This is a genomic window from Haloarcula halobia, from assembly GCF_029338255.1.
Lineage (GTDB): Archaea > Halobacteriota > Halobacteria > Halobacteriales > Haloarculaceae > Haloarcula > Haloarcula halobia.
Map to the genome: position 1 here is coordinate 2,534,587 of NZ_CP119787.1, position 24,377 is coordinate 2,558,963.

The window sequence follows — 24,377 nt, forward strand, 5'->3', positions numbered from 1 at the left end:
CATCAGCCGATGCCAATACGCCTCGCTACCGGTTAGCGACGAGCGGTCTGTGCCGTTCCAACCAGAACTATGGCACGAATGCACACACGCCGCCGCGGCTCGTCCGACTCGGACAAGCCCGTGGCAGACGAACCCCCCGAGTGGAGCGACGTCGACGAGGACGCCATCGAGGACCGCGTCGTCGAACTCGCCGAACAGGGCCACTCGCCCAGCGAGATCGGCCTGCAGCTGCGCGACGAGGGCGTTCAGGGCACCCCCGTCCCGAACGTCAAACTCGCGACCGGCAAGAAGGTCACCGAGATCCTCGAGGACAACGACGCCGACCCCGACCTCCCCGAGGACCTGCGGAACCTCATGGAGCGGGCCGTCCGACTCCGTGAGCACATGGACGAGAACCCCGGCGACCACCAGAACAAGCGTGCGCTCCAGAACACGCAGTCGAAGATCCGCCGGCTCGTCGACTACTACCGCGGTGACGAGCTCGACGAAGAGTTCACCTACAGCTACGACGAGGCCGTCGAACTCCTCGACTGATGTCGGCGACCGGTCGGGACAGCGCGCCAGCCCACGCCGCCAGTGACCTCGCCGCGTCGCTGCGCGAGGCCGCCTTCGTGCGCCTCGTCAGCGGTGCGTCCGGCGCGTCGCTGGCCGCGACTGGCGTCCTGGCGCGGGCGCTCGACGACGACGGCACGCCGTTCCAGGCGAGTGTCGTCGGGCCCTTCGCCGACTCCGACCGGACCACCGACGCCGACTGCGTGGTCGCGCTCGGCCACACCGTCCCGAACGCGGACGTCACGCTCACCGGCCGGGTGGCCGTGACGGCCTTCGAGACGGCCCGGGAGCTCGGCGCGTCGACGTCCCCGACCCTCGCGCTGGCCGGCACCCTCGCCGCGGGGCAGGTCGACGGGACGGTCGCCGAAGCCGCCGAACGCGCCGGTCTCGACCGGCGCCCTGGCGTCGCCGTCCCCGTGGCGGACCTCGCCGACGGACTGGCCCACTCGACGCTCCTGTCTGGGCCGTTCTCCGGCGACGAGGAGCGTGCACGGGCGACACTCGCCGACCTCGACCTGCCCGCCAAATTGGGTGCGGACGACCACCGGCGCGTCGCGTCGCTGGTCGCGCTGGCGGTGACGGGCGCCGAGACGGCGTCCGAGCGCGCCACGACGGCGGTCCAGCGGGTGCTTCGCCCCTACACCGGCGGCCCGTTCGAGACGGTCGGTGGCTACGCCGACGTCCTCGACGCCGCCGCCAGGACGCGGCCCGGCGCCGGCATCGCGCTGGCGCTGGGCCACGACAGCGTCTGCGAGGACGCGCTGGCCGCGTGGCGACGACACGCGAGTCGCGCCCACGAGGCCGTCCGCGAGGCGACGACCGGCCGCTACGAGGGTCTGTACGTCGCGCGCGGCGACGCGATGCCCGTCGGCACCGTCGCCAGACTCGTCGCGGACTTCCACTCGCCCGAACCCGTCACCCTCGTCGTCACGGACGGCGAGGCGGCGGTGCGGGCGACCGATGGCCGGGACGTGGCCGCACCGCTCCGGGCCGCGACAGACGCCGTCGGCGGCCGCAGCGTCGAGACAGACGCCGGCGCGCGGGCGCGGTTCGACGTCTCCACGGCCGACCTCATCGAAGCGTTCAGGGAGGCCCTATGAGACGCGCTGAAGTCCGCACGACACACGGGTCCGCCGACGCCGCAGCACGCGTCGCGGCCGCACTCCGGCCCGACAACACCGACGAGATGGACACGCGCGTCGACGACGACGCCGTCGTGACCACCGTCGAACGCGAAACCACGGGCGGCCTGCAGTCGACCGTCGACGACTACGTCGTCAACCTCAGAGTCGCAGCACAGCTTACGAACGACACCACAGAATCCAACCATGAGTGAACGAAGCGTCTCCAAGCGCAAGCAGCAAAAGCGGTGGTACACCGTGCTCGCTCCCGAACAGTTCGACCGGGAGGAGCTCGGGCGCACACCCGCAGACGAACCGGACCAGGTGCTCGGTCGCACCATCGAAACCACGCTGGGCGAACTGAACAACGACGCCAGCGAGAACAACACGAAGCTGACCTTCAAGATCAACGAGGTCGCGAGCGACTCCGCGTACACGGAGTTCGTCAAGCACGAGCTGACGCGGGACTACCTGCGCTCGCTCGTCCGGCGCGGTTCCTCGAAGATCGAAGCCTTCGTCACCGTGCTGACGACGGACGACTACCGCGTCCAGATTCAGCCCGTCGCGGTCACGACCAAGAAGGCCGACGCCTCCCAGGAGAAGGCCATCCGCCGGACGATGATCGACCTCGTCAGGGAGACGGCCAAGGACCGCACCTTCGAGGAGGTCGTCGACAGCGTCGTCGAGGGACGGCTCTCCTCGGCCATCTACGGCGAGGCCAAGGACATCTACCCCCTGCGGCGCGTCGAGATCCAGAAGACCACCCTCGAGGCTCGTCCCGAGGAAGTCGCCGCCGAGGAAGAGGCCGCCGTGGACGTCGACGAGGAGGACGTCGACGTCGACGAGGCCTGAGCCGGTCGCAACTCACTTTTCTGCGGGGGAGTCGTGGCTCGTACTCACCAGCAGGCACCCGACGCAGCGACGCGAATCGAGCCCGTCCGCTCAGTCTGACCCCGGGGTCACGACCACGGTCCCGACCATCCCGCCGCGCTCGTGGGGGATACAGAAGTAGGGGTACTCCCCCTCGACCTCGAAGGTGTGCTCGTAGGACTGCCCCTCGAACAGTGTCCCGCGGTTGCTGTTGCCCCAGGACTTCCGGGCGGACTCCTCGGAGTCGAAGTCACCCGACGCGAAGAACGCGGCACCGTCGGGGAGTTGCCCCTCGTAGGCCGTGACCGTGTGGCCCTGCTTGCTCGTGTTCAGCCACGTGAGCGTCGTCCCCGGTTCGATTTCGATGCGCTGGGGTCGGAAGGCCCGCGCCGACATCCCGACGTCGTAGTCCTGGGTCCCGCTGCTCCCGCCGATACACCCCGCGAGGCCGGCCACCGCGGCCGGTCCGACCGTCCGGAGGAAGGCCCGACGCTCCATGGCCGGGAGTGAGGCCTACGCGACTAAAGACCGCTCGGTTCCGACCCGGTCAGTCCCGGAAGGTCAGGCCGTCGCGCAGGACCCTCGCGTCGGCCAGGAGCGCGTCCCGGTCGGCGTCGGTCGCGCCGGTCAGCGTGACGTGGCCCATCTTCCGCAGGTCGTAGACCTCGCGCTTGCCGTACCAGTGCAGGTGGGCCCGCGGGGTCGAGAGCACCTCGCGCTCGCCGTGGAGTTCGGCGGCCTGGCGCTCCGCGACGTCCCCGAGGATGTTGGTCGAGACGGCCGACGAGCGGAGGTCGGTGGGCCCCAGCGGGAGGCCAGCGACGGCCCGGACGTGCTGTTCGAACTGGGAGGTGTGACACCCCTCGATGGTCCAGTGCCCGGAGTTGTGGGGGCGCGGCGCGATCTCGTTGAGCAGGATCTCGTCGTCGCTCGTCTGGAACAGTTCGATGCCGAAGACGCCGCGGCCCTCCATCACGTCGAGGACGTCGAGAGCCACCTGTCGGGCGCGCTCGCGGACGGCCGCGTCGGCGCGGGCGGGAGCGACCGACTCCCGGAGGATCTCTTCCTCGTGGACGGTCTCGGTGACGGGGTAGGTGTCGCGCTCGCCGTCGCCCCGACAGCCCATCACGGCGAGTTCGCGCTCGAAGTCGACCATCTCCTCGACCATCGCCGGCCCCGCGATGTCCGCGACGGCGTCCGCGACGTCCCCGGGGCCCTCGACGGGCACGTTCCCGCGGCCGTCGTAGCCGCCGGTCCGGGCCTTGAGCATCGCCGGGTAACCCAGCTCCTCGCAGGCGTCCCGGAGGTCGTCGGCCGTCTCGACGGCACGGTACTCGGGGACCGGCACCCCTGCCTCGGAGAGGCGGCGCTTCTGGACGAGCTTGTCCTGGATGGTCCGCAGCGTTGCCGGGTTGGGGTGGACCGGCGTGCCCGTCTCGGCGGCGACGGCCTCGAGCACGTCCGGGTCGGCCAGCTCGATCTCGAAGGTGAGGTAGTCCGACCGCTCGGCCAGCTGGCGGAACGTCTCGCGGTCCTCGAACCCGCCGACCAGCTGGTCGCGGACCACCGGCGCGGCCGGGCAGTCCGGCGTCGGGTCGGCGACGACCAGTTCCAGCCCCAGGGGGGCCGCGGCCTCCCCCATCATGCGCCCGAGCTGGCCACCGCCGACCACGCCGACGGTCGGTCCCGGCGAGGTGAGTGTCATGTCGCTGGATTCCGGTGCGGCGCGCTTAAGCGTTGACTTCTGGCTCGGCGTCAGCGGTAGGACTCGTGGACCCAGACAGTGAAGACGTTCTTGTAGCCGCTGGTCCGCAGCCGGTAGGTCTTCCCGGTGTAGCCGTTCTCGCGGAGTCGCTCTTTCGGGACCGTCGAATCGTAGTCCTGCGTGAGTATCATCGGCGGGCGCTCGGTCATGGCCGTCACGCCCAGTGCCGTCGGACTGTTCTCGCAGGCGGTCTGGACGTCTTGCGCAGCGAAGTACCACGGGATCGGGAGCGCGTTGTACCACCGCATGCAGGTCGGCTCCAGGTTCCAGTAGGAGTCGTCCCACTCCGAGCGGTTCTGCTCGACGAAGGCCTCGTTGTCGTCGTAGGCGTCGCCTTTTTCGCCGTGGTAGACGACGACGTCGGTGCCGTTCGCGTTGGCCGTCGCGACGCGGTCCATCGTCTCGAGCGCCGTCCGGGTCGACTCCTCCGGCTGGGCGAACTGCACCAGCGGGTTCTCGTCGGCCGTCCCGTCGACGTAGACGTTCGTGACCGCCACGTTCGCGACGAGGACGGTCACGAGGACGACGACGAGGCCCGTTATCGCGACGCCGACGACGTCGTCCATCTCCAGGGACTGCACGCCCCAGCGGAACACGGCCGCGAGGCCGACCCCGGCCGGCAGTGCGAGCGGCACGACGGCGTGGGTGACCAGCCACGGGGCACCGATGTCCGTCCCGGCCGGGTACCCGAAGATGGAGACGAACCCGCCGTAGGCGACGAAGGGGACGAGGTGGCGCGCGCGGACGACCCCCAGGCGGTCGAGCGCGAACCCGAACACCGAGAACGCGAGCAGGGGCGCGGAGGCGAACCCGAGGGCCTTCAGTGAGGTGCCCAGATGGCGCCGGTAGTTGTCGGGGGTCTTCTCGGAGGCCGGTTCGAACCACTCCCCGTACTGGTCGACCACGCGGTCGAGCGTTGCCTCGACCATCTGTGGGAACAGCCGCGGTTCGAAGACACCCTGCCAGAACCCGACGGCGCCCTCCGAGGGCGGGGCCGGCGGGTGTCTGAGTCCCTCCAGACCGGCGCCCCGGGGGGCATAGAAGAACAGCGAGACGACGAGAAAGACCCCGGCGGCCAGCGCGACGTGGCCGGCGTAGGCGCCCAGCACGCTCGCGGGGCTGTCGTGGCGCCCTCGGAACGCTCGGACGGGTTCGACCAGCGTGTGAATCCCGCCGTAGAACCGGCCGACGATCCGACGCTTGACGGCCGCGAGCGAGGGGCCCGCCCAGACGAAGGCGGCCGCCTCGCGGTAGCCGTTCGGGAGGACGAACACCTTCGCGAGCAGCAGACCCAGCGCGCCCAACCAGGTGAGGACGTAGACGATGGCGTTCTCCTTCGAGGCGAAGCCAAGCGCCATGAAGAAGGCGACGGCATAGAGGTACCGTGGCCGGCGCGTGTCGTAGAACCGGACCAGGAGGCCAAACGCGGCGAACATGAACGCCGCGACGAGGACGTCGCTGCGCATGAACCGCGAGTAAAAGAGCACGACGGGATTGACCGCGAGCAACAGCGCCATCGCCACCGTCTCGGTCTCGCGCAGGTGCGCACGGAACAGGAGTGCCGTCAGCGGCAACAGACTGCCGACGACGGCGACGGGCAGTCGCATCGTGAAGTCGTTCGGTCCGAGCGCGGCGAACACGTAGCGGTCGACGTGCTGGATGAACGGGCCGTGGATGATTCGCCGGTAGGCGAAAGAACCGGTCTCACCGTAGTGGAGCGCCCAGTAGGCCACGCGCCCCTCGTCGAAGTGGGCGGGGCGTGCACCCAGGAAGGCGAGTCTGAGGACGAACGCGAACAGCGAGACGCCGACGACGAGTTTCACGAGGGCGTGCTCGTCGGCGTCGAGCCATCGCTGGACGCGGCCCTGAAACGCGCGGAGGGGCGATAGGACGTCGCGTGACCCGACCATACTGGGGTCAAGCCCATGAGGGATTAGAATCCTTCTGGTTTCTCGAGGCGGAACGGTAGTTCTTTAGTGCCAACAGCCACCCAATCAGGTATGGTGCAGCTCGGACTGGTCGTCGCCCAGTACGACAAACACGGCGCCGTCGTCGAGGAGATGACCGAGTCGGCGCGATCGGCCGCGGCCGGCCACGACGTCGTCGAGACGGTGACCGTCCCCGGGGCCTACGATACGCCGCTCGCGGCGGACCGCCTGGCCCGGCGGGACGACGTCGACGCCGTCGCCGTCCTCGGGGTCGTCATCGAGGGTGACACGGACCACGACAAGGTCATCACCGACGCCGCCGCACAGGCCCTGACAGACGTCTCGCTCGAGCGAGACACCCCCGTCACCCTGGGCATCCTCGGCCCGGGGATGAGCCGGGCCGAGGCCGAGGCGCGGACCCACAAAGGGGGGACGGCCGTCACGAGCGCCATCGAACTCGCGACGAAACTACCATGACTATGGACTTTTCAGCACGGGTCGAACGTGTAGAGCCGAGCGCGACGCTCGCGATCAGCAACAAGGCCGCCGAACTGGAGGCCGAGGGCAAGGACGTCGTCGACCTCTCGGTGGGCGAACCGGACTTCGACACCCCCGAGAACATCAAGGACGCCGCCAAGGCCGCACTCGACGCCGGCCACACCGGCTACACCCCCTCCAACGGCATCCCCCAGCTCAAGGAGGCCATCGTCGAGAAGCTCCACGACGACGGCCTGACCCAGTACGGCACCGAGAACCTCATCGTCACGCCGGGGGGCAAGCAGGCCCTCTACGAGATATTCCAGACCGTCGTCGACGACGGCGACGAGGTCGCCCTGCTGGACCCCGCGTGGGTCTCCTACGAGGCGATGGCGAAGCTCGCCGGCGGGACGCTCACCCGCGTCGACACCGCGGCCCACGACTTCCAGCTCGAGGGCGCGCTCGACGACCTCGCCGCTGCCGTCTCCGACGAGACGGAACTGCTCGTCGTCAACTCCCCGGGCAACCCCCACGGCGCCGTCTACTCCCGCGAGGCGCTCGAGGGGCTTCGCGACATCGCCGTCGAACACGACGTCACGGTCATCTCCGACGAGATATACAAGGAGATCACCTACGACGGCGTCGAGGCCGTCTCGCTGGGCACCCTCGAGGGCATGGCGGACCGCACGGTCACGCTCAACGGCTTCTCGAAGGCCTACTCGATGACCGGGTGGCGCCTGGGCTACTTCGCCGGCCCCGAGGAACTGGTCTCCCAGGCCGGGAAGGTCCACTCCCACTCGGTCTCCTGTGCGGTGAACTTCGTCCAGCACGCGGGCGTCGAGGCCATCACCAACACCGACGAGGCCGTCGCGGAGATGCGCGAGGCCTTCGCCGAGCGCCGGGAGTTCCTGATGGGGCTCTTCGAGGACCACGGCGTCGAGGTGCCCGAACCCCAGGGTGCGTTCTACATGATGCCCCACGTCGCGCCGGAGGGGGACAGCGAGTCGCGGAGCGACTCGACTAGTCGACCGGTGGAACCGGGAGACGACACCGAGTGGTGCGACCGGGCCATCTCCGAGGCCCAGGTCGCCACCGTCCCCGGGAGCGCCTTCGGGACGCCGGGCTACGCGCGCATCTCCTACGCCAACAGCAAGGACAGGCTCCAGGAAGCCGTCGACCGCCTGGCCGAGGCAGACCTCATCTGAGGACGGCCGGCTGACGGTCTGTCCGGCGGGCCCGTCAGGCCCGCTGCTCCAGAACCCGGTCGACGATGCGCCCGGTCGAGAGCAACCGGTCGTCGACGTCGTCGAGCGGCGTCGCCCGCCGAATCTCGGCGTCCAGCCCCCGTTCGCGCAGGGCAGTCCGGAGCGCGTCCGCGTCGTGGTGCTGGTCGTACCCCAGCGCGATGACGTCCGGGTCGATGCGCTCGATGGGGACGAAGATGTCCTCCGGGTGCCCGAGGTGGGCCTCGTCGACCGGTTTCAGCGCGGCGACCATCTCCCGGCGCTGGCCGTCGGGAATCACCGGCGGTTCCTTGTGGGTGACGTTGACCGAGCGCGCGACGATGACGTGGAGTTCCTCGCCCATCGCCGCGGCGTCCGTAAGGTAGTGGACGTGGCCCGGGTGGAGGATGTCGAAGGTCCCCTGGGCGACGACGCGAGTCACGAGTCGAACTCCTCCTCGCGCAGCTCGCGGTCGATGTCGGTCTGGTCGAAGTCGAAGAAGGCCTCCTCCGGCGGGTCGACGTCGAGCACGTCGAGGTCGACGGCCTGGCCCTCGCTGTCGAAGGCCCGCCAGTCGTCTGGTCCGTACGGGTAGCCGATGATGATGTGGACGTCGCCGCGGCCGAACGTGGCCAGGTCCGCGTCGCTCGGCCGGAGGACCCCGTTGGGGTGCGAGTGGACCGACCCCGCGGCCCGCATGTCGTTCGGGACCATGCTCGTCTTGACCGTCGCGCTGACCGGGTTCGACTCGGTGCCGGGGATGACCAGCACGTCGGTCAGAACGGTGCCGTCCTCGTCGATGCCGACCTCGCTCGCGCTCGCGCCGCGAAGCAGGCCCATGTACTCGTTCGGGTGGGCGTCCTCAGACGCGGCGAGTGCGAAGTCGAGCGCCGACTCGGCGATGCCGAGGATGCCGCCCGAGCGAAACAACCCCATGCCTGGCGCTCGGGTCCGGTCGGTTCTAAGCGTTGTGTCTCGCGTCCACGGATTCCGAAGAGTACAAACGGCGGCTTGCCGAAGAACGTGCAAATGTCTTCGCCAACTGGCACCCCCGACGGTGCCGTGGTTCCCGACGGGGGAACCGTCGTCTTCGATCTCGCTGCAGAGTGTACTGTCGACGACCTAGAGGAGGGCGCGCTCTACCACGCGACGGTCAACGGGACCGTCGAGTACGGCGTCTTCGTCGACCTCTCGGAGGAGGTCTCGGGCCTGGTCCACGACTCGAACCTCGTGGGCACCTACGAGGTCGGCGACGACCTCGTCGTCGAGCTGGGCGAGATTCGCCCGGACGGCGACCTCTCGTTCGAGGAGGTCCAGATAGCCGACTACGAGGAGCGCCACGTGGCCCACGGCGATGCCCGCGACGTCGCGGCCCTCGCGGACGCGACCGGCGAGACGGTCGTCGTCGAGGGGCAGGTCGTCCAGATCAAACAGACCGGCGGCCCGACCATCTTCCAGGTCCGGGACACCACCGGCGTCGTCCCCTGTGCCGTCTTCGAGGAGGCGGGCGTTCGCGCCCACCCCGACGTCGAGATAGACGACGTCGTCCGGGCCTCCGGGCGCGCCGAGGAACGCGACGGCGGCGTCCAGGTCGAACTCGACTCGCTGTCGGTCCTCGACGGGGCCGAGGCCGATGCGATTCGGGCCGACATCGAGGACGCCACCGCGGCGGCCGCCCGCCCGGCCGACGTCGAGCCGCTCGTCGAGTGGCCCGCCTTCGAGAAGCTCTGGGACGACCTCCGCGAGGTCGCGACCGAGCTCCGCCGGACGGTGCTCGAGGGGCGCCCCATCCGGATGCGCCACCACGCCGACGGCGACGGCCTCTGTGCGAGCGTCCCGCTCCAGGTCGCGCTGGAGAACTTCATCGCCAGTCACTACACCGACGAGGACGCCCCGGACCACCTGCTCAAGCGCCTGCCGAGCAAGGCGCCGTACTACGAGATGGAGGACGTCACCCGCGACCTGAACTTCGCGCTCGAGGACCGCACCCGCCACGGACAGAAGCTCCCGCTCGTGTTGATGCTCGACAACGGGTCGACCGAGGAGGACACTCCCGCGTACCGCAACCTCCGCCACTACGACATCCCCGTGGTCGTCGTCGACCACCACCACCCGGACCCCGAGGCGGTCGAACCCTTCCTCGAACACCACGTCAACCCGTACCTCCACGACGAGGACTACCGCATCACGACGGGCATGCTCTGTGTCGAGCTCGCCCGGATGATCGACCCCGACCTGAGCGACGACCTCCGGCACGTCCCCGCCGTCGCCGGACTCTCGGACCGCTCGGAGGGCGAGGCGATGGGCGACTACGTCGACCTCGCGCGCGAGCAGGGGTACTCGGAGGGCGACCTCCGGGACATCGGCGAGGCGCTTGACTACGCGACCCACTGGCTGCGCTACTCCTCGGGCGAGCAACTCATCACCGACGTGCTCAACGTCGACTGCGACGACCGGGAGCGCCACGAGCGGGTCGTCGAGTTCCTCGCGACCCGCGCCGAGCGCGACGTCACAGACCAGCTCGACGCCGCGATGTCCCACGTCGAACACGAGCGACTCGACAACGGCGCCCACCTCTATCGCATCGACGTGGAGAACCACGCCCACCGCTTTACCTACCCCGCGCCGGGCAAGACAACCGGCGAGATACACGACCGGAAGGTCGCCGAGACGGGCGACCCCGTCATCACCATCGGTTACGGGCCCGACTTCGCCGTCCTCCGGTCCGACGGCGTCCGCCTGGATATCCCGCGGATGGTCACCGAGCTCACCGAAGAGGTCGACGGCGGCGGCGTCTCCGGCGGCGGTCACCTGGTCGTCGGTTCCATCAAGTTCGTCTCGGGGATGCGCGACGCCGTCATCGACGCGCTCGTCGAGAAGATGGCCGAGGCCGAACGCGACGACGCGCTCGGGAGCGCGACGGCCCTGCCCGAGGAAATATAGGCGACCTCTCGCCCTTCGTTCGCGGTAGTCCGGGCAGGTTCGAGGGACGGGCTTGTGCGGAGAGTCGGGCCGGTCCCCGACGAGTAACCGCTTCGACAGGCCCGGTCACGGCGGATCGACCCCCGCGTTCGACCCGAACCTGACGCGGCGCAGCGCGAGGCCGGCGACGGCGAGCGCCCCGGCCGCGGCGGCGACCGTACCGACCGGCACGTCCGGCTTTCCGCCGCGCCAGTCGGCGTCGAAGACGGCCCCGTAGTACGAGGCCACGTCGCGCCCGTGGAGGACCAGCACCGTCTCGCGGTTCGCCGTCGCGGCCTGTTCGTTCCAGTTGAGGCTGCCCAGGACGACGGCCCGGTCGTCGACGACGGCACCCTTCGCGTGAATCTTCGCGTAGCGGCCGCCGGGGTCGGCAAGTTTGGCGGTAAGCGGTGCCCCGGTTCGGTCGGCCCAGCGGTCGAACCGTTCGACCGTCCGCTGGTTCTCCTCGCGGACGTACCACGCGCTGCTGAGGAGCAGGCGAACGGTGACCCCGCGACGGGCCGCGCTCCGGAGCGCCCGCAGTAGGGGTTCGTCCCACGCGCCGACCGTCGGTTGGACGACGTCGACGGACGAGGTAGCGCCGTCCACCTGCGCGACGAGTTCGCGCTGGGCGTTGTCAGGGGTCACGAGCAACGTCGTACGGTCGACCGACACCGTCTCGGGGTCGAAGCGGCGGGGGTAGGACGCCGTCGCGGGTTCGCCGCGCTCGAAGCGCCGGCCGTCGCGGTATGTCGACCACCGGACGGCGTCGCGCCACCCGGCGTCGGCGCGAAAGGTCGCCGCGAGCCCGTCGACGACGGCCGACTGGCCCGTCTCGACGCCCCAGCCGCGACTGCTGTTGCCGCCCGTGCCCGCCGGCTTCCAGTTCTCGGTGAGGACGACCGCCCGGTCGTCGCCGACGGCGTACTTCGCGTGGTGATATCGATACCGGGCGTGCGGGCCGGCGACGAGGCGGATGTCGATTCCCGCCCCGGCCAGCCTGTCGAGCGTCCGTGCGCCGGCCCTGGTTCGGCCGCCGACTGGTTCGCCCTCGAGCAGGACCCTGACGTCGGCCCCGCGGCGCTGGGCGGCCACGAGCGCGTCGGCGACCCGTGCCGAGGTCAGCGTGTAGCCGGCGAGGTAGACCCGTCGGTCCGCACGCCGGATAGCGCGCAGCGGGGCCCGCGGGGCGTCGGGGAGCGTGAAGACGCGCACGTCGGCAGAGCCACCGGCGACGACCGGCCTGTCGGTCGCTCCCAGCGGCCGCCAGCGGAGCGTCGACCCGCGCACGACGCCCACCTCGCCCTCGACGGCGTCGGCGTACCGGACCCGCTGGACGGTGTGGTTCGCCCGCCGGAGCGAGACGGTGTCACCGCCGTTGGCCAGTTCCAGCGACCCGTTCACGCCGACGACGGTCGCGTCGGTCAGGTTCCGGACGCGGCGCGGGTCAGTCGTGACGGCGACGCGACCCGCGACCGTCCCGTTCGGTAACTCGAGCGTCGAGCGCCCGTCGGTCAGCGCGTACCGCCCCAGATCGGTCCCGGGTGGCACCGACAGGACGACGAACTCGCCGCGGTCACCGCCGGCCAACGGGTTCGGGTAGACGGCGTGGACCTGCGGGGCGGAGGAGGGCTCTGAGGGTGTGGACGCACCCGGTGCCGGTGTCCCGCCGGCGGCGGGGCTCACGACAAGGAGCGAGACGACGAGCGCGACGGTGACCAGTCTCCGCATCGGCGGGTCTGGTCGCCCGTTCGCACAAAAAGGTACGCCCGACTCAGGCGTCGGCGGCCTTCTCGGCCTCGGCCTGCACGAGGTAGGCGCGGTCGTCGGCGTACTGAGCCGCTTCGTCGAGCGCGTCCCGCGTACCGATCTGACAGAGGGCCCACGCGGCCGACGCACGGACCTCGTCGCTGTCGTCGGACTCGAGGATATCTGCGAGCGGGTCGATAGCCCGGGTGTCGCCGAGCAGGCCGAGCGCGCGGGCCGCGACCGAGCGGATCTCCGGGTTCTCGGCGTCCATGCGGTTGGCGACCGGCTGGACCGAGTCGGGGCTCCCGATGGCGCCCAGCGCGCGCAGGGTCACCTTCTGGAGGGCGACATCGCCGTCCCCGTCGATGAAGTCGTGGAGCGTCTCGGTCGCGCGCTCGTCGCCGATCTTCCCGAGCACGCCGATCTCCTGCTTGTTGCGCTTCTGGGCGCGCTGGTGCATCACCTCGAAGGCGGGTTCGGCGTCGCTGCCGAGGTGATAGAAGATGTCGACGATGTTCTCCTCCATGAACTCGGAGCCGACCTTCTCCAAGGCGAAGAGGACGAGTTCGAGGTTCCCCTCCTGGGCGTGGAGCTTCGCGGCGTTCCACTCGGGCGGGAAGTCCTTGCGGTTCTCGTTGGTCAGGATGTCGTAGAAGCCCTTGGCGTCGAGTTGCTCCTGTACCGTGAGGTCGTCCCAGACCTCGGCGGCCTCGAGGTCGTCTTCGAGCGTCTCGGCGGCCTCGAGGAGCGCGGCGATGGTCTCCGCGTCGTCGTCGGCATCCAATTCGGCGTCGCCGATCGCGTCGGCGACGGCCCCGAGTGCCCCGGCCGCGTCCTCGGTGCCCTCGCCGACGTCGGCGTCGTGGTCCACGTGCTCCTCGCTCGCCGCGAGGAAGGCGTCGACGGCGTCGACAGCGTCTGGTTCGCCGCTCTCGGTCCACTCGCTGTCGGTGACCGTTCCCTGCGCGGTCTCGAGGATGTCGACGACGTCCTCGGCGTACGGGCCGCGCTGGGACTCGAGGTCGTCCTGGAGGTCAGAGAGGCGGGATTCGAGCGCCTCGCGGGGGTCCTCGGCGTCCTCGTCGTCCTCGTCCGGTTCGGGCAGGTCGGCGGCCTCGAGGTCGCTCTCGACGGCCTCGAGCGTCGCCTCGACGTCGTCGAGGGCGGCCTCGGTCTCGGCTGCTTCGAGGTTCGCTTCGGCTTCGTCCAGTCGTGTCTCGAGTTCGTCGGCCGTGACGTCGGCCGCCTCGTCTTCGGCGGCGTCCTCGGCGTCGGGCTCGTCGTCCCCGTTGCTCATGTACGCAGGTGTGTCGGTACGGGCCAAGAGCGTTTTCCTTTCTCGGCGAGTCCGTTCGTCTCGCCCGCTCGACTCATTCTCTCACCGAACATCGCGACCGCTTCGCGGTCGCTCAATCCCGTCACAGAGAGGTATCCTTACGTGTCCGCCCGGCCGACGGCCTCGTATGCCCGCAGACAGCGTGCAGTCGCTCATCGACCAGTTACACGAGGAGGCGGCGATGGACCGGCCCGACGAAGCGACGCCCGACGTCGGCATCGTGATGGGGTCGGACTCGGACCTGCCCACGATGGCCGGTGGGAAGGGGGAACGGCCCGGCGCGTACGCGGCGCTGGCCGAGGAACTGGGCTTCGAAGAGCAGACCGACTACACCGACGCCCCCGATAGTCGGTTCACCTTCGAGACGTTCGTCGTCTCGGCCCACCGCACGCCCGAGTTGATGTACGCCTACGCCGAGACAGCCGAGGACCGTGGCATGGACGTCCTCATCGCGGGGGCGGGCGGGAAGTCCGCCGACCTCCCGAACATGACCGCGAGCATCGCCTACCCGCTGCCGGTCATCGGGGTTCCGGTCCAGGAAAAGTCCGTCGACTCGGTCATCGGGATGCCCCAAGGCGCACCCATCACGGCGGTCGACGCCGGCAAGTCGTTCAACGCCGCGCTCTCGGCGGCCCAGATTCTCTCGCGGGAACACGACGAACTCCGCGACCGCCTCGTCGAGTACCACCGGGGCCTGCAGGAGGACGTCGGCGAAGCCTCCCGTGACCTCCACGAGCTCGGGACGCCCGGGTTCAAAGACGCCTACTGGGACGAGGACTGAGCGAACCCGACGCACCCCCAGCAGGAGGTGTGCCTCGGGAACGGCAGCGTCGGTGCCGGCAGCTGGGACACGTCGGTACGTCACGTACCGGGGTCACTGGGAGGCCCGGTGTGGTCTGGCCCTGATAGAGGGTGCCAGGCCCGTGTTTCGGGGGCCTCGTCACGGACCGTTCGAACCGCCCGAAATCGGGCGGCCGGAGTGGTTATCAACCCTTATATGCCAGTACTTCCAACCGACGTACGATAGGAGTTTCCCGAATGAGTAATCCATGGATCGCCATCGGCGCGCTGGCGGTCGTGGGGCTCGCCATCCCGGTCAGCATGATGGTGGTGTCGAGCCTCCTACGGCCGAGCGTGCCCGAACAAGGCAAACGTGCCACCTACGAGTCCGGCGAGGTGCCGACCGGCAGTAGCCGACAGATTCGGTTCAACATCCAGTACTACATGGTCGCGCTGCTGTTTGTCATCTTCGACATCGAGACCGTGCTCATCTTCCCGTGGACGGTCATCTACCGCGACGCCGTCACGGAGCCGACCGTCGGGATGATGTCGGTACTGCTGCCGATGGTCGTGTTCATCGGCGTGCTCGTCGTCGGGCTCGCCTGGGCGTGGCGCAACGGCGCAGTCCGCTGGGTGCGCAGTCCGCGCGCGACGAAGGGGGCAGACACATATGAGTAGTGACCAGACACCACCGGCCGTAGAGGACGTATCGACACAGGAGGCCCGGATGGGCGAGGGCGTCGACGACCGCTTCAACTCGACGCTGCGCGAGGCGTTCGGGTCGACCCCGTTCATCCTGACGAAGTTCGACAAGTTCATGAACTGGGTGCGGGGGTCCTCGATGTTCATGCTGCAGTTCGGCATCGCCTGTTGCAGCATCGAGATGATCCACACCTACGCCATCAAGCACGACCTGGACCGATTCGGTGCGGGGGTTCCGCGCGCCTCCCCGCGCCAGGCGGACGTCATCATCGTGCCGGGCACCATCGTCTCGAAGTTCGCCCCGCGGATGAAGCGGGTCTACGACCAGATGCCCGAGCCGAAGTTCGTCGTCTCGATGGGGTCGTGTACCATCTCCGGCGGCCCGTTCCAGGAGGGCTACAACGTCATCAAGGGCGCCGAGGAGGTCATCCCGGTCGACATCCACGTCCCCGGCTGTCCGCCCCGTCCGGAGGCGCTCGTCTACGGCGTCGCCAAGCTCCAGGAACGCATCGCCAACGGCGAATCCTCGCCGGTGACAGTCAAACCGTACGAGCTCGAACAGTTCGGCGACCTCGAACGGGACGAACTCGTCGACAAGCTCGCCGGGGAGATCGACGAGGACGACCTCGTCATGCGGTACAACTGGAACGACTCGCCATAACAATGAGTACGATAAGACATTCCTGCTCGCTCCGCTGCGCGGGCTGTGACTCATCTACTCACACTCGACACCGGAGGTGTCTCGCGTGAGTATAGAGAAAGTACCAGAGACGGACGGCGAAATCGGCGTCACGGACGACGGCCTCGACTACGACGCACTGGCTGACCTGCTCGGCGGGCACGTGCTCGACCGTGAGGAGCACGTCAACGCCGAGGGGTTCGTCATCCGCCCCGACGAGGTACAGGAGGTCCTCTCGACGCTGAAGACCGAAGCGGGCTTCGACCACTGTTCCTGTGTCACCGCACAGGAGTACGACGACCGCTACGAGTCGATCTACCACCTGCGGAAGTACGACGACCCGACCCAGGAACTGTCGGTCGTCGTCCCGACGACGAAAGACGACCCGACCAGCGAGTCGGCCGCCCGCGTCTTCGACACGGCCGACTGGCACGAGCGTGAGGCCTACGACCTGGTCGGCATCGACTACGACGACCACCCGGACCTGCGACGCATCCTCCTGCCCGAGACCTGGCAGGGACACCCGCTCTCGCAGGACTACAACCAGGACCAGCCACAGATCGTCACGCTCCGGGAGAACGCGAACCCGCTGCAGGGCGACCACCGCAGCGAGGACGATTCGGACACGATGTTCGTCAACATCGGTCCCCACCACCCGGCGACCCACGGCGTCCTGCACGTGAAGACGACGCTGGACGGCGAGCAGATCGCCGACATCGACCCCGATATCGGGTACCTCCACCGCTGTGAGGAGCAGATGTGCCAGCAGGGGACCTACCGCCACCAGATCATGCCCTACCCCGACCGGTGGGACTACGTCTCGGCGGGCATCCTCAACGAATGGGCGTACGCGCGTGCGGCCGAGGACCTCGCGGACATCGAAGTGCCCGAGTACGCACAGATCATCCGGACGATGTCCGCGGAGTTCTGTCGCATCGCCGCGCACATGCTCGCGCTCGGTACCTTCGCGCTGGACGTCTTCGGCGACTTCACCGCCATCTTCCAGTACGCCTTCCGCGACCGCGAGGTCGTCCAGAACATCTTAGAGGACCTGACCGGCCAGCGCCTGATGTTCAACTACCTCCGGCTTGGCGGGGTCGCCTGGGACCTGCCCGAGCCCCGCGAGGAGTTCTTCGAGAAGGTCCGGGACTTCCTCGACGAACTCCCCCACAAGCTCGAGGAGTACCACGACCTCATCACGGGCAACGAGATCTTCCAGATGCGGTGTGTCGACACGGGCGTCCTCACACCCGAGATGGCAAAGCAGTACGGCGCGACCGGTCCCGTGGCACGCGGGTCGGGCGTCGACTACGACCTCCGGCGTGACGACCCCTACGGCTACTACGACGAACTGGACTGGAACGTCGTCACCGAGGAGGGCTGTGACAACTTCTCGCGCGTGCTCGTCCGCATGCGCGAAGTCGAGGAGTCGGCGCGCATCATCGAGCAGTGCGTCGACCTGCTCGAACAGTGGCCCGAAGACGAGCGCGAGATCCAGGCCAACGTCCCCCGGACGCTGCGCCCGGACCCGGACAAGGAGATCTACCGCGCCGTCGAGGGCGCGAAGGGCGAACTCGGCATCTACATCCGTTCGGACGGGACGGACAAGCCCGCGCGGTTCAAGATCCGCAGCCCGTGCTTCTCGAACCTGCAGACGCTGCCCGAGATGTCCCAGGGCGAGTACGTCCCGGACATGGTCGCCTCGCTGGGTAGCCTCGATATCGTCCTCGGGGAGGTGGACCGCTGATGCTCCAGGAGTCCGCCCCGCTCCCCGAGGCCCTGGCGAACCTGCTGGGCCTGGACCCGAACAACACGCTCGTGATGATAATCATGAGCCTCATCGGCGCGGCCTTCATCGGGACGCTGATGATGACCAACACGGCGCTGGCCGGCCCGTGGGCAAAGCGGAAGATCACGGCGGCGTTCACCGACCGCATCGCGGTCAACCGAGTCGGACCGTTCGGCCTGCTCATCATCGTGGCCGACGCCGTCCGACTCCTCTCGAAGGAACTGATCGTCCCCGAGGGCGTCGACCGGCCGGCGTGGGACCTCGCGCCGCTGGTCATCGCCAGCACCGCGCTGCTGGGCTTCGCCGTCATCCCGATGGGCAACGGCATCCAGCTGGCCGATCCCGAGGTCGGCCTGGCGTACGTCTTCGCGACGGCGTCGATGGCCTCCGTCGGCCTGGTGATGGCCGGCTACGCGTCGAACAACAAGTACTCGTTCCTCGGCGGCCTGCGTGCGGTCGCGCAGAACCTGGCCTACGAGATTCCGCTCATCCTCACCGGAGCCTCGGTGGTCATCTTCGCCGGCTCGCTCCAGATGACCGAGATCGTCGCGGCCCAGTCCGAGACGCTCATCGGGCCCATCCCGTCGTGGTACGCCTTCGTCAACCCCTTCGCGTTCGTCCTCTTCATGATCGCGAACCTCGCAGAGGTCGGGCGCAACCCGTTCGACATCCCGGAGGCGCCGACCGAGATCGTCGCCGGGTACCAGACCGAGTACTCCTCGGTGTACTTCGTCCTGGTCTACTTAGGCGAGTTCATCCACATCTTCCTGGGCGGGGCCATCATCGCCACCATCTTCCTCGGTGGCCCGGCCGGCCCCGTGCTCCCGGGCATCGTGTGGTTCATGATCAAGATCTGGGGCGTCTTCCTGTTCACGCAGTGGGCCCGCTCGGCGGTCCCGCGCGTGCGCATCGACCAGCTCATCGAGATCGGCTGGAAGGGGATGCTCGTGCTCTCGCTTGCGAACCTCATGCTGACCGCGGTCATCGTCGGGGTGATCGCCTGATGTGCCCCGGCGAGACCGTCCACGGAGGTGACTCCACATGATAGGAATCCTGAAATCGATGGCGACGACGATGAAACACGCGCTCGACGGGGAGACGTTCACGGTCGAGTACCCGGACGTCGCCCCCGAAGTGAGCCCTCGCTTCCGCGGCGTCCACAAGTGGAGCCAGGAGCGGTGTATCTGGTGTCGCCAGTGCGAGAACGTCTGTCCGAACGACACCATCCAGATCGTGATGGACGACCAGCGCAACGGCGAGGAGTACAACCTCCACATCGGCCAGTGTATCTACTGCCGTCTGTGTGAGGAGGTCTGCCCGACCGACGCCATCCTGCTGACCCAGAACTTCGAGTTCACCGCGGACACGAAAGACGAGTTCGCCTACAACAAGGAGCAACTCAAGAACGTGCCGTGGTACAAGGACATCGACCCGCTGGAGTCCCGGGAACCGGACCGGGGTGCCTGGATCGGCGAGGGCGACGGCGAAGTCGACTATCAGTAGCGACCGGCTGCGTACGGAGGCATTTTTGTCATTCCGAGGGCGTGAGCGACCGGTGTGTCGCTCCACGGCGAACGCCGCGAGGGCGGGACTTATGTCACACCCCCTGTACTACCCGACATGCATCGGCGAGCGTATCTGGGCGGGGCCGCGATGGCGGTGGCCGGCCTCAGCGGGTGTGGCGGTGGTGAGAGCGAACCCCCGGTGGCCGGGGAGATAGACGTCACGTTCGAGACCAGAGCCTCCCGGAGTTACACGATCAGGCTGGAACTGGTCGACGTCGACGACGACGTCGTCGACCAGTTCGAATCGGAGTTCCCGACGGACCAGGACGATGCGCCGAGCTTCTTCGCAAGCGGGCTAACCGACGGGCCCTACAACATCACCATCTCGACAGCGGCCGACAGCCAGACCCTCGAGTGGTCACCGGAGGGCTGCCAGCGCTTCGAACTGCGCGTGACTCTGCTCGCGGACGGCCTCCTCGAGTACAGCGGGCGCTGCTTACCGGCCGAGTCCTGAGCCGGGAGCGACGTGGCTACTGCCCCGGGAACAGGAGGAGGCGTCCGGTCACGAAGACGAAATAAAAGCCCAGCAGGTAGGCACCCTCGGTCCGGGTGAGCGTCCAGTCTCGAACGTGCGTCGACCAGACCAGCAGGCCGGCGCCGACGGCCAGTTTGACCGGGAGGTCCCAGACGACGACGGCCGGCGGGACGTGGTACGTCGAGACGACGCCGCCGAGGCCGATGCCGACGAGGGGGTTCACGACGTTGCTGCCGACGAGCGTGCCCAGGGCGACGTTGGGGGCCCGGCGACGGATGGCCTCCATCACCGTCGTCAGTTCCGGGAGCGCGGCGGCGACGCCGAGGGTCACCACGCCGACCATCGAGCCCCCCAGCGCGAGCGTCGCGACGACGGTCTCGACGACCGAGAGCAGCAGCGACGCGGACAGCAGGACCACGACCAGCAGCGCGGTGGCGACGAGAGCGTCGCGTCGGGGATCCGCGCTGGGGCGCTCACGCATCGCGTCCGGCTGTCGCCGGCCCACCACCCGGACGACGACGTAGGCCAGGTAGAGGGCGAGCAACGCCGCCCCGTCGAGTCGGCTGACGGTGCCGTCGGCGGCCACCAGGAGCGTCACGGCCAGCGCACCCAGCATCGGGAGGTAGCTCTCGCGGACGAACGAGCGAGAGAGGGGCACGCTGCCGTAGGCGATGAGGAGGACGCCAACCAGGAGGAACTGCTGGACCGTCGAGGATCCCATGTTCCCGCCGAGGACGACGGCAGAGGTGACCTCGTAATCCAGCGTGCCGGAGACGATGCCCAGCGAAGCGACCAGGTGCGAGCTGAGCTCCGGCAGGCTCGTCCCCAGTGCGAGGACAGTCATCCCCACGAGCACCTCGTCGACGTCGTAGTGCTCGGCGAGCGCGAGCAGGCGGTCGATGGCGCGACCCGCGGCGGTCACCAGTGCATAGAGCGCGACAGCGCCGACAGAGACCTGTGTCAGGAGCGCCTCGGTCACCACCATCTCAGCGGCCGGCCAGCCAGGTGTCGTCCCACGCGAGCTCGTGGGCCGGGTCGAAGGACTCGGTGGTCCAGACCGGGCAGTTCTCGCACTCCCAGACACGCCCGACGGTCCCGTCTCGGGTGACGACGCCCACCGAGGCCCAGGTGTGCCGGTCGCAGTAGTCCCCGCCAGACATGTTTGTGAACGGAGACGAACGGGGCCGGCAAAAGTCTACCTGCGTGTCCGCCGGGCCACACGGCCGGCCCGGTCGGGTGGGTCGTGCCAGACGTCCCGACCCGGCCGAGATATCACGGCGAGAAACCGGCAATCTATGCGGAGACCGCGAGCGCAAAGAGGAATCTTCAAAGGGCCGCCGGCAAGAGAACCAAACAAGATGGCACTGTACGAAACAATCGCGTTCGTGCTGTTCGCTCTCGTTACCGTGAGCAGCGCGGCCGGCGTCGTGCTCGTACGCGACGTCTGGCACTCGGCGTTGTTACTGGGCGTGTCACTGCTCAGCGTCGCCGTGTTCTACGTCATGAACCAGGCAGCATTCGTCGCGACGATGCAGATTCTGGTGTACATCGGCGGCGTCCTCGTGCTCATCACCTTCGCAGTGATGCTGACCCGGGAGGACGAGTCGGTGATCGAGGTGACACCATGACCACCAAACCCGAACTGTCGACGGAAGGGAGTTTCGTGCCGGGACTGGCCGCAGTAGCACTGTTCCTCGTGTTCGTTGCAGTGTTCATGGCGGCGTCGTTCCCGGACCCCGTCGGGTTCGGCGAGTCCGCAGCGATAACGACGAGTCTCGGGGCCGCGATGTTCGACATCGCGCCCAGCGTGCTGATGGGAGAGGGCGAGACGGCCGTTCCGTCTGAAGGGTTCATCGTCGCCTTCATCCTCATCGCCGTCGTTCTCGACGCGGCGCTCGACGGGGCCCTGATGCTCGCAAAGCGCGAGGAGAGCGGTGAGAACGTCTCGCTGAACGCGGACGACGGCGAGGGCCACGCCGTCGCGACGGACGGGGGTGACGGGTCGTGATTCCCGTCGAGTCGTACCTCCTGCTCTCCGCGGCCGTGTTCTGCATCGGCCTCTTTGGGATCCTCACTCGAAAGAACGCGCTCATCTTCCTGATGTCCGTCGAGCTGATGCTCAACGCGGCGAACATCAACTTCGTCGCGTTCTCCATCCAGCACGGCAACCTCACCGGCCAAGTTTTCACCCTGTTTACGATGGCGCTGGCGGCCGCCGAGGTGGCTGTCGGCATCGGCATCGTGCTGGTCCTGTACCGGAACTTCAGCGACGTGGACGTCACGATTCCGACGACGATGAGGTGGTAACACATGGCTGCATTCACATACGCACCCGCGATCGTGCTGTTGCCGTTCGTATCGTTCCTGGTCGCGCTGTTCCTCGGCGATCGGATGCCGAAAGGGGGCGCGCTGGCCGGCATCGCCGCGACCGGTGGGTCGCTGCTGCTCTCCATCTGGGTCGCGCTCACCGTCGCCGGCGGCGGCGCGTACAACGAGTTCGTCTACACGTGGGTCGCCGGCGTCGAGTCGGTGACGCTACGCTTTGGCCTCCTTCTGGACCCGCTCTCTGCGCTCATGTTGCTCATCGTCACGCTCATCTCGTTCCTCGTCCACATCTTCTCGCTCGGGTACATGAACGACGAGGACGAGACGGGCCTCCCGCGCTACTACGCCGGCCTCGGCCTGTTCACGGCGAGCATGCTCGGGTTCGTCGTCGCCAACAACCTCCTCATGGCGTTCATGTTCTTCGAGCTGGTGGGGCTGTGTTCCTACCTGCTCATCGGGTTCTGGTTCCGCGAGGACGGCCCGCCGAGTGCCGCGAAGAAGGCGTTCCTGGTCACCCGCTTCGGTGACTACTTCTTCCTCATCGGCGTCGTCGGCGTCGTCGCCACCTTCGGCACGGGCCTGTTTGCCCCCATCACCGAGGGCGGCGAGGTCGTCGCCCAGAGCTTCCCGGTGCTGGCCGAACACGCCGTCGTCGACGGCGAGACGGAGGCCATCGCGATGCTCGACACCGTCGGTCTCTCCGCGCAGGCGTGGTTCACGGTGCTTGGCCTGCTGGTGCTCGGTGGGGTCATCGGCAAGTCCGCGCAGTTCCCGCTGCACACCTGGCTCCCCGACGCGATGGAGGGCCCGACGCCCGTCTCGGCGCTCATCCACGCGGCGACGATGGTCGCGGCCGGCGTCTACCTCGTCGCGCGGATGTACGGCTTTTATGCCATCTCCCCGACCGCACTGGCTGTCATCGCGCTCATCGGTGGGTTCACGGCGCTGTTCGCCGCCACCATGGGCCTCGTCAAACAGGAGATCAAGCAGGTGCTCGCGTACTCCACCATCTCCCAGTACGGGTACATGATGCTCGCGCTGGGCTCCGGTGGCTACATCGCGGCGGTCTTCCACCTGACCACCCACGCCGTGTTCAAGGCGCTGCTGTTCCTCGGCGCGGGGTCGGTCATCATCGCCATGCACCACAACGAGAACATGTGGGACATGGGCGGCCTGAAAGACAAGATGCCGGTGACCTACTACGCGTTCCTCTCCGGGTCGCTCGCGCTCGCCGGCATCCTGCCCTTTGCCGGCTTCTGGTCGAAAGACGAGGTACTCTACGAGGCGCTCATCCACGGCCTCGGGAGCGAGGGCGGCCTCGCGACGTCCTACATCGTCGCGTACGCGATGGGACTGCTGGCCGTCTTCTTCACCGGCTTCTACACCTTCCGGATGGTCTTCCTGACCTTCCACGGCGAGCCCCGGACCGACACCGCGCGTGACCCCCACGGCGTTCGCTGGAACGTCAAGGGGCCGCTTGCGGTGCTGGGCGTGCTCGCCGCGACGGTCGGGTTCATCAACATGAAACCCGTCGCGGAACTGACCGGCGCGCACATCGACTTCCTGCACGCGTGGCTCGAAGGACCCGAAGAGGGCGGCTGGCCGGCCGCGCTCGTGACCGACTCGCATCACTACGGCGAACTGCTGCACGACGTGGCGGGCGTCTCGGCCGGTGAACCGCTCGGTTCGATCGGCACGCTGCTGGCGTCGGCGGCCGTCTCTCTCGCACTCGCTGTCGCCGGGGCCGGCCTCGCGACCGTGCTGTACCGCGGTCCGGACCCGGTCGAGCACACGGACAAACTCGGCAGTCTGAAGACCCTATTCATGCACAACTACTACCAGGACGAGTACCAGGTGTGGCTCGCGACGGGGCTTACCTACCCCCTCGCACGCGTGATGGACAAGTTCGACCAGGGCGTCGTCGACGGCGTCGTCAACGGCGTCTCCAGCGTGAGCCTGTTCAGCGGCCAGCGCGTCCGGCGCATCCAGTCGGGCGTCGTCAGTAACTACGCGACGCTGCTGACGCTGGGGCTGGTCCTGCTGCTTGCGGCCTTCGGCATCATCGGGGGGTGGTTCTGAT

The 24,377-nt window shown here is 68.3% G+C and carries 27 protein-coding genes; 18 read left to right on the plus strand and 9 right to left on the minus strand.

Annotated elements, in window-relative coordinates:
- The first annotated feature begins 69 nt into the window (after positions 1-69).
- Genes P1K88_RS13515 through P1K88_RS13530 form a run of 4 tightly spaced genes read left to right on the plus strand, consistent with a single transcriptional unit; the run spans position 70 to position 2,525 of the window.
- Positions 70-534: a 30S ribosomal protein S15 gene (locus P1K88_RS13515; protein WP_276410753.1), complete on the plus strand. Its 465-nt coding sequence runs from the start codon at positions 70-72 to the stop codon at positions 532-534.
- Positions 534-1,652 (plus strand): hypothetical protein, encoded by a 1,119-nt coding sequence (locus P1K88_RS13520; protein ID WP_276410754.1) that lies wholly within the window; start codon positions 534-536, stop codon positions 1,650-1,652. The genes P1K88_RS13515 and P1K88_RS13520 overlap by 1 nt, the downstream gene beginning before the upstream one ends.
- A complete protein-coding gene (locus P1K88_RS13525; RefSeq protein ID WP_276410755.1) occupies positions 1,649-1,888 on the plus strand; it encodes a KEOPS complex subunit Pcc1 in 240 nt (79 codons plus the stop codon). The genes P1K88_RS13520 and P1K88_RS13525 overlap by 4 nt, the downstream gene beginning before the upstream one ends.
- Complete coding sequence (locus P1K88_RS13530; RefSeq protein WP_276410756.1) at positions 1,881-2,525, plus strand: 30S ribosomal protein S3ae; 645 nt, start codon at positions 1,881-1,883, stop codon at positions 2,523-2,525. The genes P1K88_RS13525 and P1K88_RS13530 overlap by 8 nt, the downstream gene beginning before the upstream one ends.
- Before the next feature lie 90 nt (positions 2,526-2,615).
- On the opposite strand, the gene P1K88_RS13535 is transcribed toward P1K88_RS13530, so the two are convergent.
- From P1K88_RS13535 to P1K88_RS13545, 3 genes are read right to left on the minus strand one after another with little or no spacing between them, the layout of a single operon-like run.
- Complete coding sequence (locus P1K88_RS13535) at positions 2,616-3,041, minus strand: plastocyanin/azurin family copper-binding protein (RefSeq protein ID WP_276410757.1); 426 nt, start codon at positions 3,039-3,041, stop codon at positions 2,616-2,618.
- Between the two features lie 49 nt (positions 3,042-3,090).
- Complete coding sequence (locus tag P1K88_RS13540; RefSeq protein WP_276410758.1) at positions 3,091-4,248, minus strand: 5-(carboxyamino)imidazole ribonucleotide synthase; 1,158 nt, start codon at positions 4,246-4,248, stop codon at positions 3,091-3,093.
- A 50-nt stretch (positions 4,249-4,298) separates the two neighbouring features.
- Complete coding sequence (locus P1K88_RS13545) at positions 4,299-6,218, minus strand: flippase activity-associated protein Agl23 (protein WP_276410759.1); 1,920 nt, start codon at positions 6,216-6,218, stop codon at positions 4,299-4,301.
- Between the two features lie 90 nt (positions 6,219-6,308).
- On the opposite strand from P1K88_RS13545, the gene ribH reads away from it, so the two are divergent.
- Together ribH and P1K88_RS13555 are read left to right on the plus strand one after the other, a co-directional pair.
- On the plus strand, positions 6,309-6,713 hold the full coding sequence (gene ribH / locus P1K88_RS13550) for a 6,7-dimethyl-8-ribityllumazine synthase (RefSeq protein WP_276410760.1): 405 nt from the start codon (positions 6,309-6,311) through the stop codon (positions 6,711-6,713).
- On the plus strand, positions 6,710-7,918 hold the full coding sequence (locus P1K88_RS13555; RefSeq protein ID WP_276410761.1) for a pyridoxal phosphate-dependent aminotransferase: 1,209 nt from the start codon (positions 6,710-6,712) through the stop codon (positions 7,916-7,918). Before ribH ends, P1K88_RS13555 begins: the two co-directional genes overlap by 4 nt.
- Positions 7,919-7,952: 34 nt before the next feature.
- On the opposite strand, the gene P1K88_RS13560 is transcribed toward P1K88_RS13555, so the two are convergent.
- Positions 7,953-8,378 carry an FAD synthase family protein gene (locus P1K88_RS13560; protein WP_276410762.1) on the minus strand — a complete coding sequence of 142 codons (426 nt, stop codon included), beginning with the start codon at positions 8,376-8,378 and terminating at the stop codon, positions 7,953-7,955.
- The gene (locus P1K88_RS13565; RefSeq protein WP_276410763.1) at positions 8,375-8,872 is read right to left on the minus strand and encodes a Mov34/MPN/PAD-1 family protein; all 498 of its coding nucleotides are present in this window, start codon (positions 8,870-8,872) and stop codon (positions 8,375-8,377) included. The genes P1K88_RS13560 and P1K88_RS13565 overlap by 4 nt, the downstream gene beginning before the upstream one ends.
- Positions 8,873-8,965: 93 nt before the next feature.
- On the opposite strand from P1K88_RS13565, the gene P1K88_RS13570 reads away from it, so the two are divergent.
- Positions 8,966-10,879 (plus strand): Hef-associated nuclease, encoded by a 1,914-nt coding sequence (locus P1K88_RS13570; protein ID WP_276410764.1) that lies wholly within the window; start codon positions 8,966-8,968, stop codon positions 10,877-10,879.
- 105 nt (positions 10,880-10,984) lie between these two features.
- Here the strand turns inward: P1K88_RS13570 and P1K88_RS13575 are convergent, their stop codons facing one another.
- Entirely contained in the window at positions 10,985-12,628 is a 1,644-nt protein-coding gene (locus P1K88_RS13575) for a phospholipase D-like domain-containing protein (RefSeq protein WP_276410765.1), read from the minus strand.
- 43 nt (positions 12,629-12,671) lie between these two features.
- Entirely contained in the window at positions 12,672-13,943 is a 1,272-nt protein-coding gene (locus tag P1K88_RS13580; protein ID WP_276410766.1) for a HEAT repeat domain-containing protein, read from the minus strand.
- 166 nt (positions 13,944-14,109) lie between these two features.
- On the opposite strand from P1K88_RS13580, the gene P1K88_RS13585 reads away from it, so the two are divergent.
- The 7 genes from P1K88_RS13585 to P1K88_RS13615 all read left to right on the plus strand — a co-directional run bounded on the left by P1K88_RS13585 (position 14,110) and on the right by P1K88_RS13615 (position 19,951).
- Positions 14,110-14,763: an AIR carboxylase family protein gene (locus P1K88_RS13585; protein ID WP_276410767.1), complete on the plus strand. Its 654-nt coding sequence runs from the start codon at positions 14,110-14,112 to the stop codon at positions 14,761-14,763.
- A gap of 257 nt (positions 14,764-15,020) precedes the next feature.
- On the plus strand, positions 15,021-15,440 hold the full coding sequence (locus P1K88_RS13590; protein WP_276410768.1) for an NADH-quinone oxidoreductase subunit A: 420 nt from the start codon (positions 15,021-15,023) through the stop codon (positions 15,438-15,440).
- Positions 15,433-16,125 (plus strand): NADH-quinone oxidoreductase subunit B, encoded by a 693-nt coding sequence (locus P1K88_RS13595; protein WP_276410769.1) that lies wholly within the window; start codon positions 15,433-15,435, stop codon positions 16,123-16,125. Before P1K88_RS13590 ends, P1K88_RS13595 begins: the two co-directional genes overlap by 8 nt.
- Before the next feature lie 91 nt (positions 16,126-16,216).
- Positions 16,217-17,890 (plus strand): NADH-quinone oxidoreductase subunit D, encoded by a 1,674-nt coding sequence (locus P1K88_RS13600; RefSeq protein ID WP_379786809.1) that lies wholly within the window; start codon positions 16,217-16,219, stop codon positions 17,888-17,890.
- Positions 17,890-18,936 (plus strand): complex I subunit 1/NuoH family protein, encoded by a 1,047-nt coding sequence (locus P1K88_RS13605; RefSeq protein ID WP_276410771.1) that lies wholly within the window; start codon positions 17,890-17,892, stop codon positions 18,934-18,936. Before P1K88_RS13600 ends, P1K88_RS13605 begins: the two co-directional genes overlap by 1 nt.
- A 37-nt stretch (positions 18,937-18,973) precedes the next feature.
- Positions 18,974-19,435, plus strand: coding sequence for a NuoI/complex I 23 kDa subunit family protein (locus tag P1K88_RS13610; protein ID WP_276410772.1), 462 nt, complete (start codon positions 18,974-18,976; stop codon positions 19,433-19,435).
- A gap of 117 nt (positions 19,436-19,552) precedes the next feature.
- On the plus strand, positions 19,553-19,951 hold the full coding sequence (locus P1K88_RS13615; protein ID WP_276410773.1) for a hypothetical protein: 399 nt from the start codon (positions 19,553-19,555) through the stop codon (positions 19,949-19,951).
- 16 nt (positions 19,952-19,967) lie between these two features.
- Here P1K88_RS13615 and P1K88_RS13620 read toward each other — a convergent pair whose 3' ends face one another.
- The gene (locus P1K88_RS13620) at positions 19,968-20,957 is read right to left on the minus strand and encodes a sodium:calcium antiporter (RefSeq protein ID WP_379786775.1); all 990 of its coding nucleotides are present in this window, start codon (positions 20,955-20,957) and stop codon (positions 19,968-19,970) included.
- Between the two features lies 1 nt (position 20,958).
- Positions 20,959-21,132: a hypothetical protein gene (locus P1K88_RS13625; RefSeq protein ID WP_276410775.1), complete on the minus strand. Its 174-nt coding sequence runs from the start codon at positions 21,130-21,132 to the stop codon at positions 20,959-20,961.
- Positions 21,133-21,330: 198 nt separating this feature from the next.
- Here P1K88_RS13625 and P1K88_RS13630 point away from each other — a divergent pair, with 198 nt between their 5' ends.
- The 4 genes from P1K88_RS13630 to nuoL are packed head-to-tail and all read left to right on the plus strand — an operon-like array spanning position 21,331 to position 24,376.
- Positions 21,331-21,600: an NADH-quinone oxidoreductase subunit J gene (locus tag P1K88_RS13630; RefSeq protein WP_276277930.1), complete on the plus strand. Its 270-nt coding sequence runs from the start codon at positions 21,331-21,333 to the stop codon at positions 21,598-21,600.
- Positions 21,597-21,980: a proton-conducting membrane transporter gene (locus P1K88_RS13635; protein ID WP_276410776.1), complete on the plus strand. Its 384-nt coding sequence runs from the start codon at positions 21,597-21,599 to the stop codon at positions 21,978-21,980. Before P1K88_RS13630 ends, P1K88_RS13635 begins: the two co-directional genes overlap by 4 nt.
- Positions 21,977-22,279, plus strand: coding sequence for an NADH-quinone oxidoreductase subunit NuoK (nuoK, locus tag P1K88_RS13640; protein WP_276410777.1), 303 nt, complete (start codon positions 21,977-21,979; stop codon positions 22,277-22,279). The genes P1K88_RS13635 and nuoK overlap by 4 nt, the downstream gene beginning before the upstream one ends.
- Before the next feature lie 3 nt (positions 22,280-22,282).
- Positions 22,283-24,376 (plus strand): NADH-quinone oxidoreductase subunit L, encoded by a 2,094-nt coding sequence (gene nuoL / locus P1K88_RS13645; protein ID WP_276410778.1) that lies wholly within the window; start codon positions 22,283-22,285, stop codon positions 24,374-24,376.
- Position 24,377: the final 1 nt, after the last annotated feature.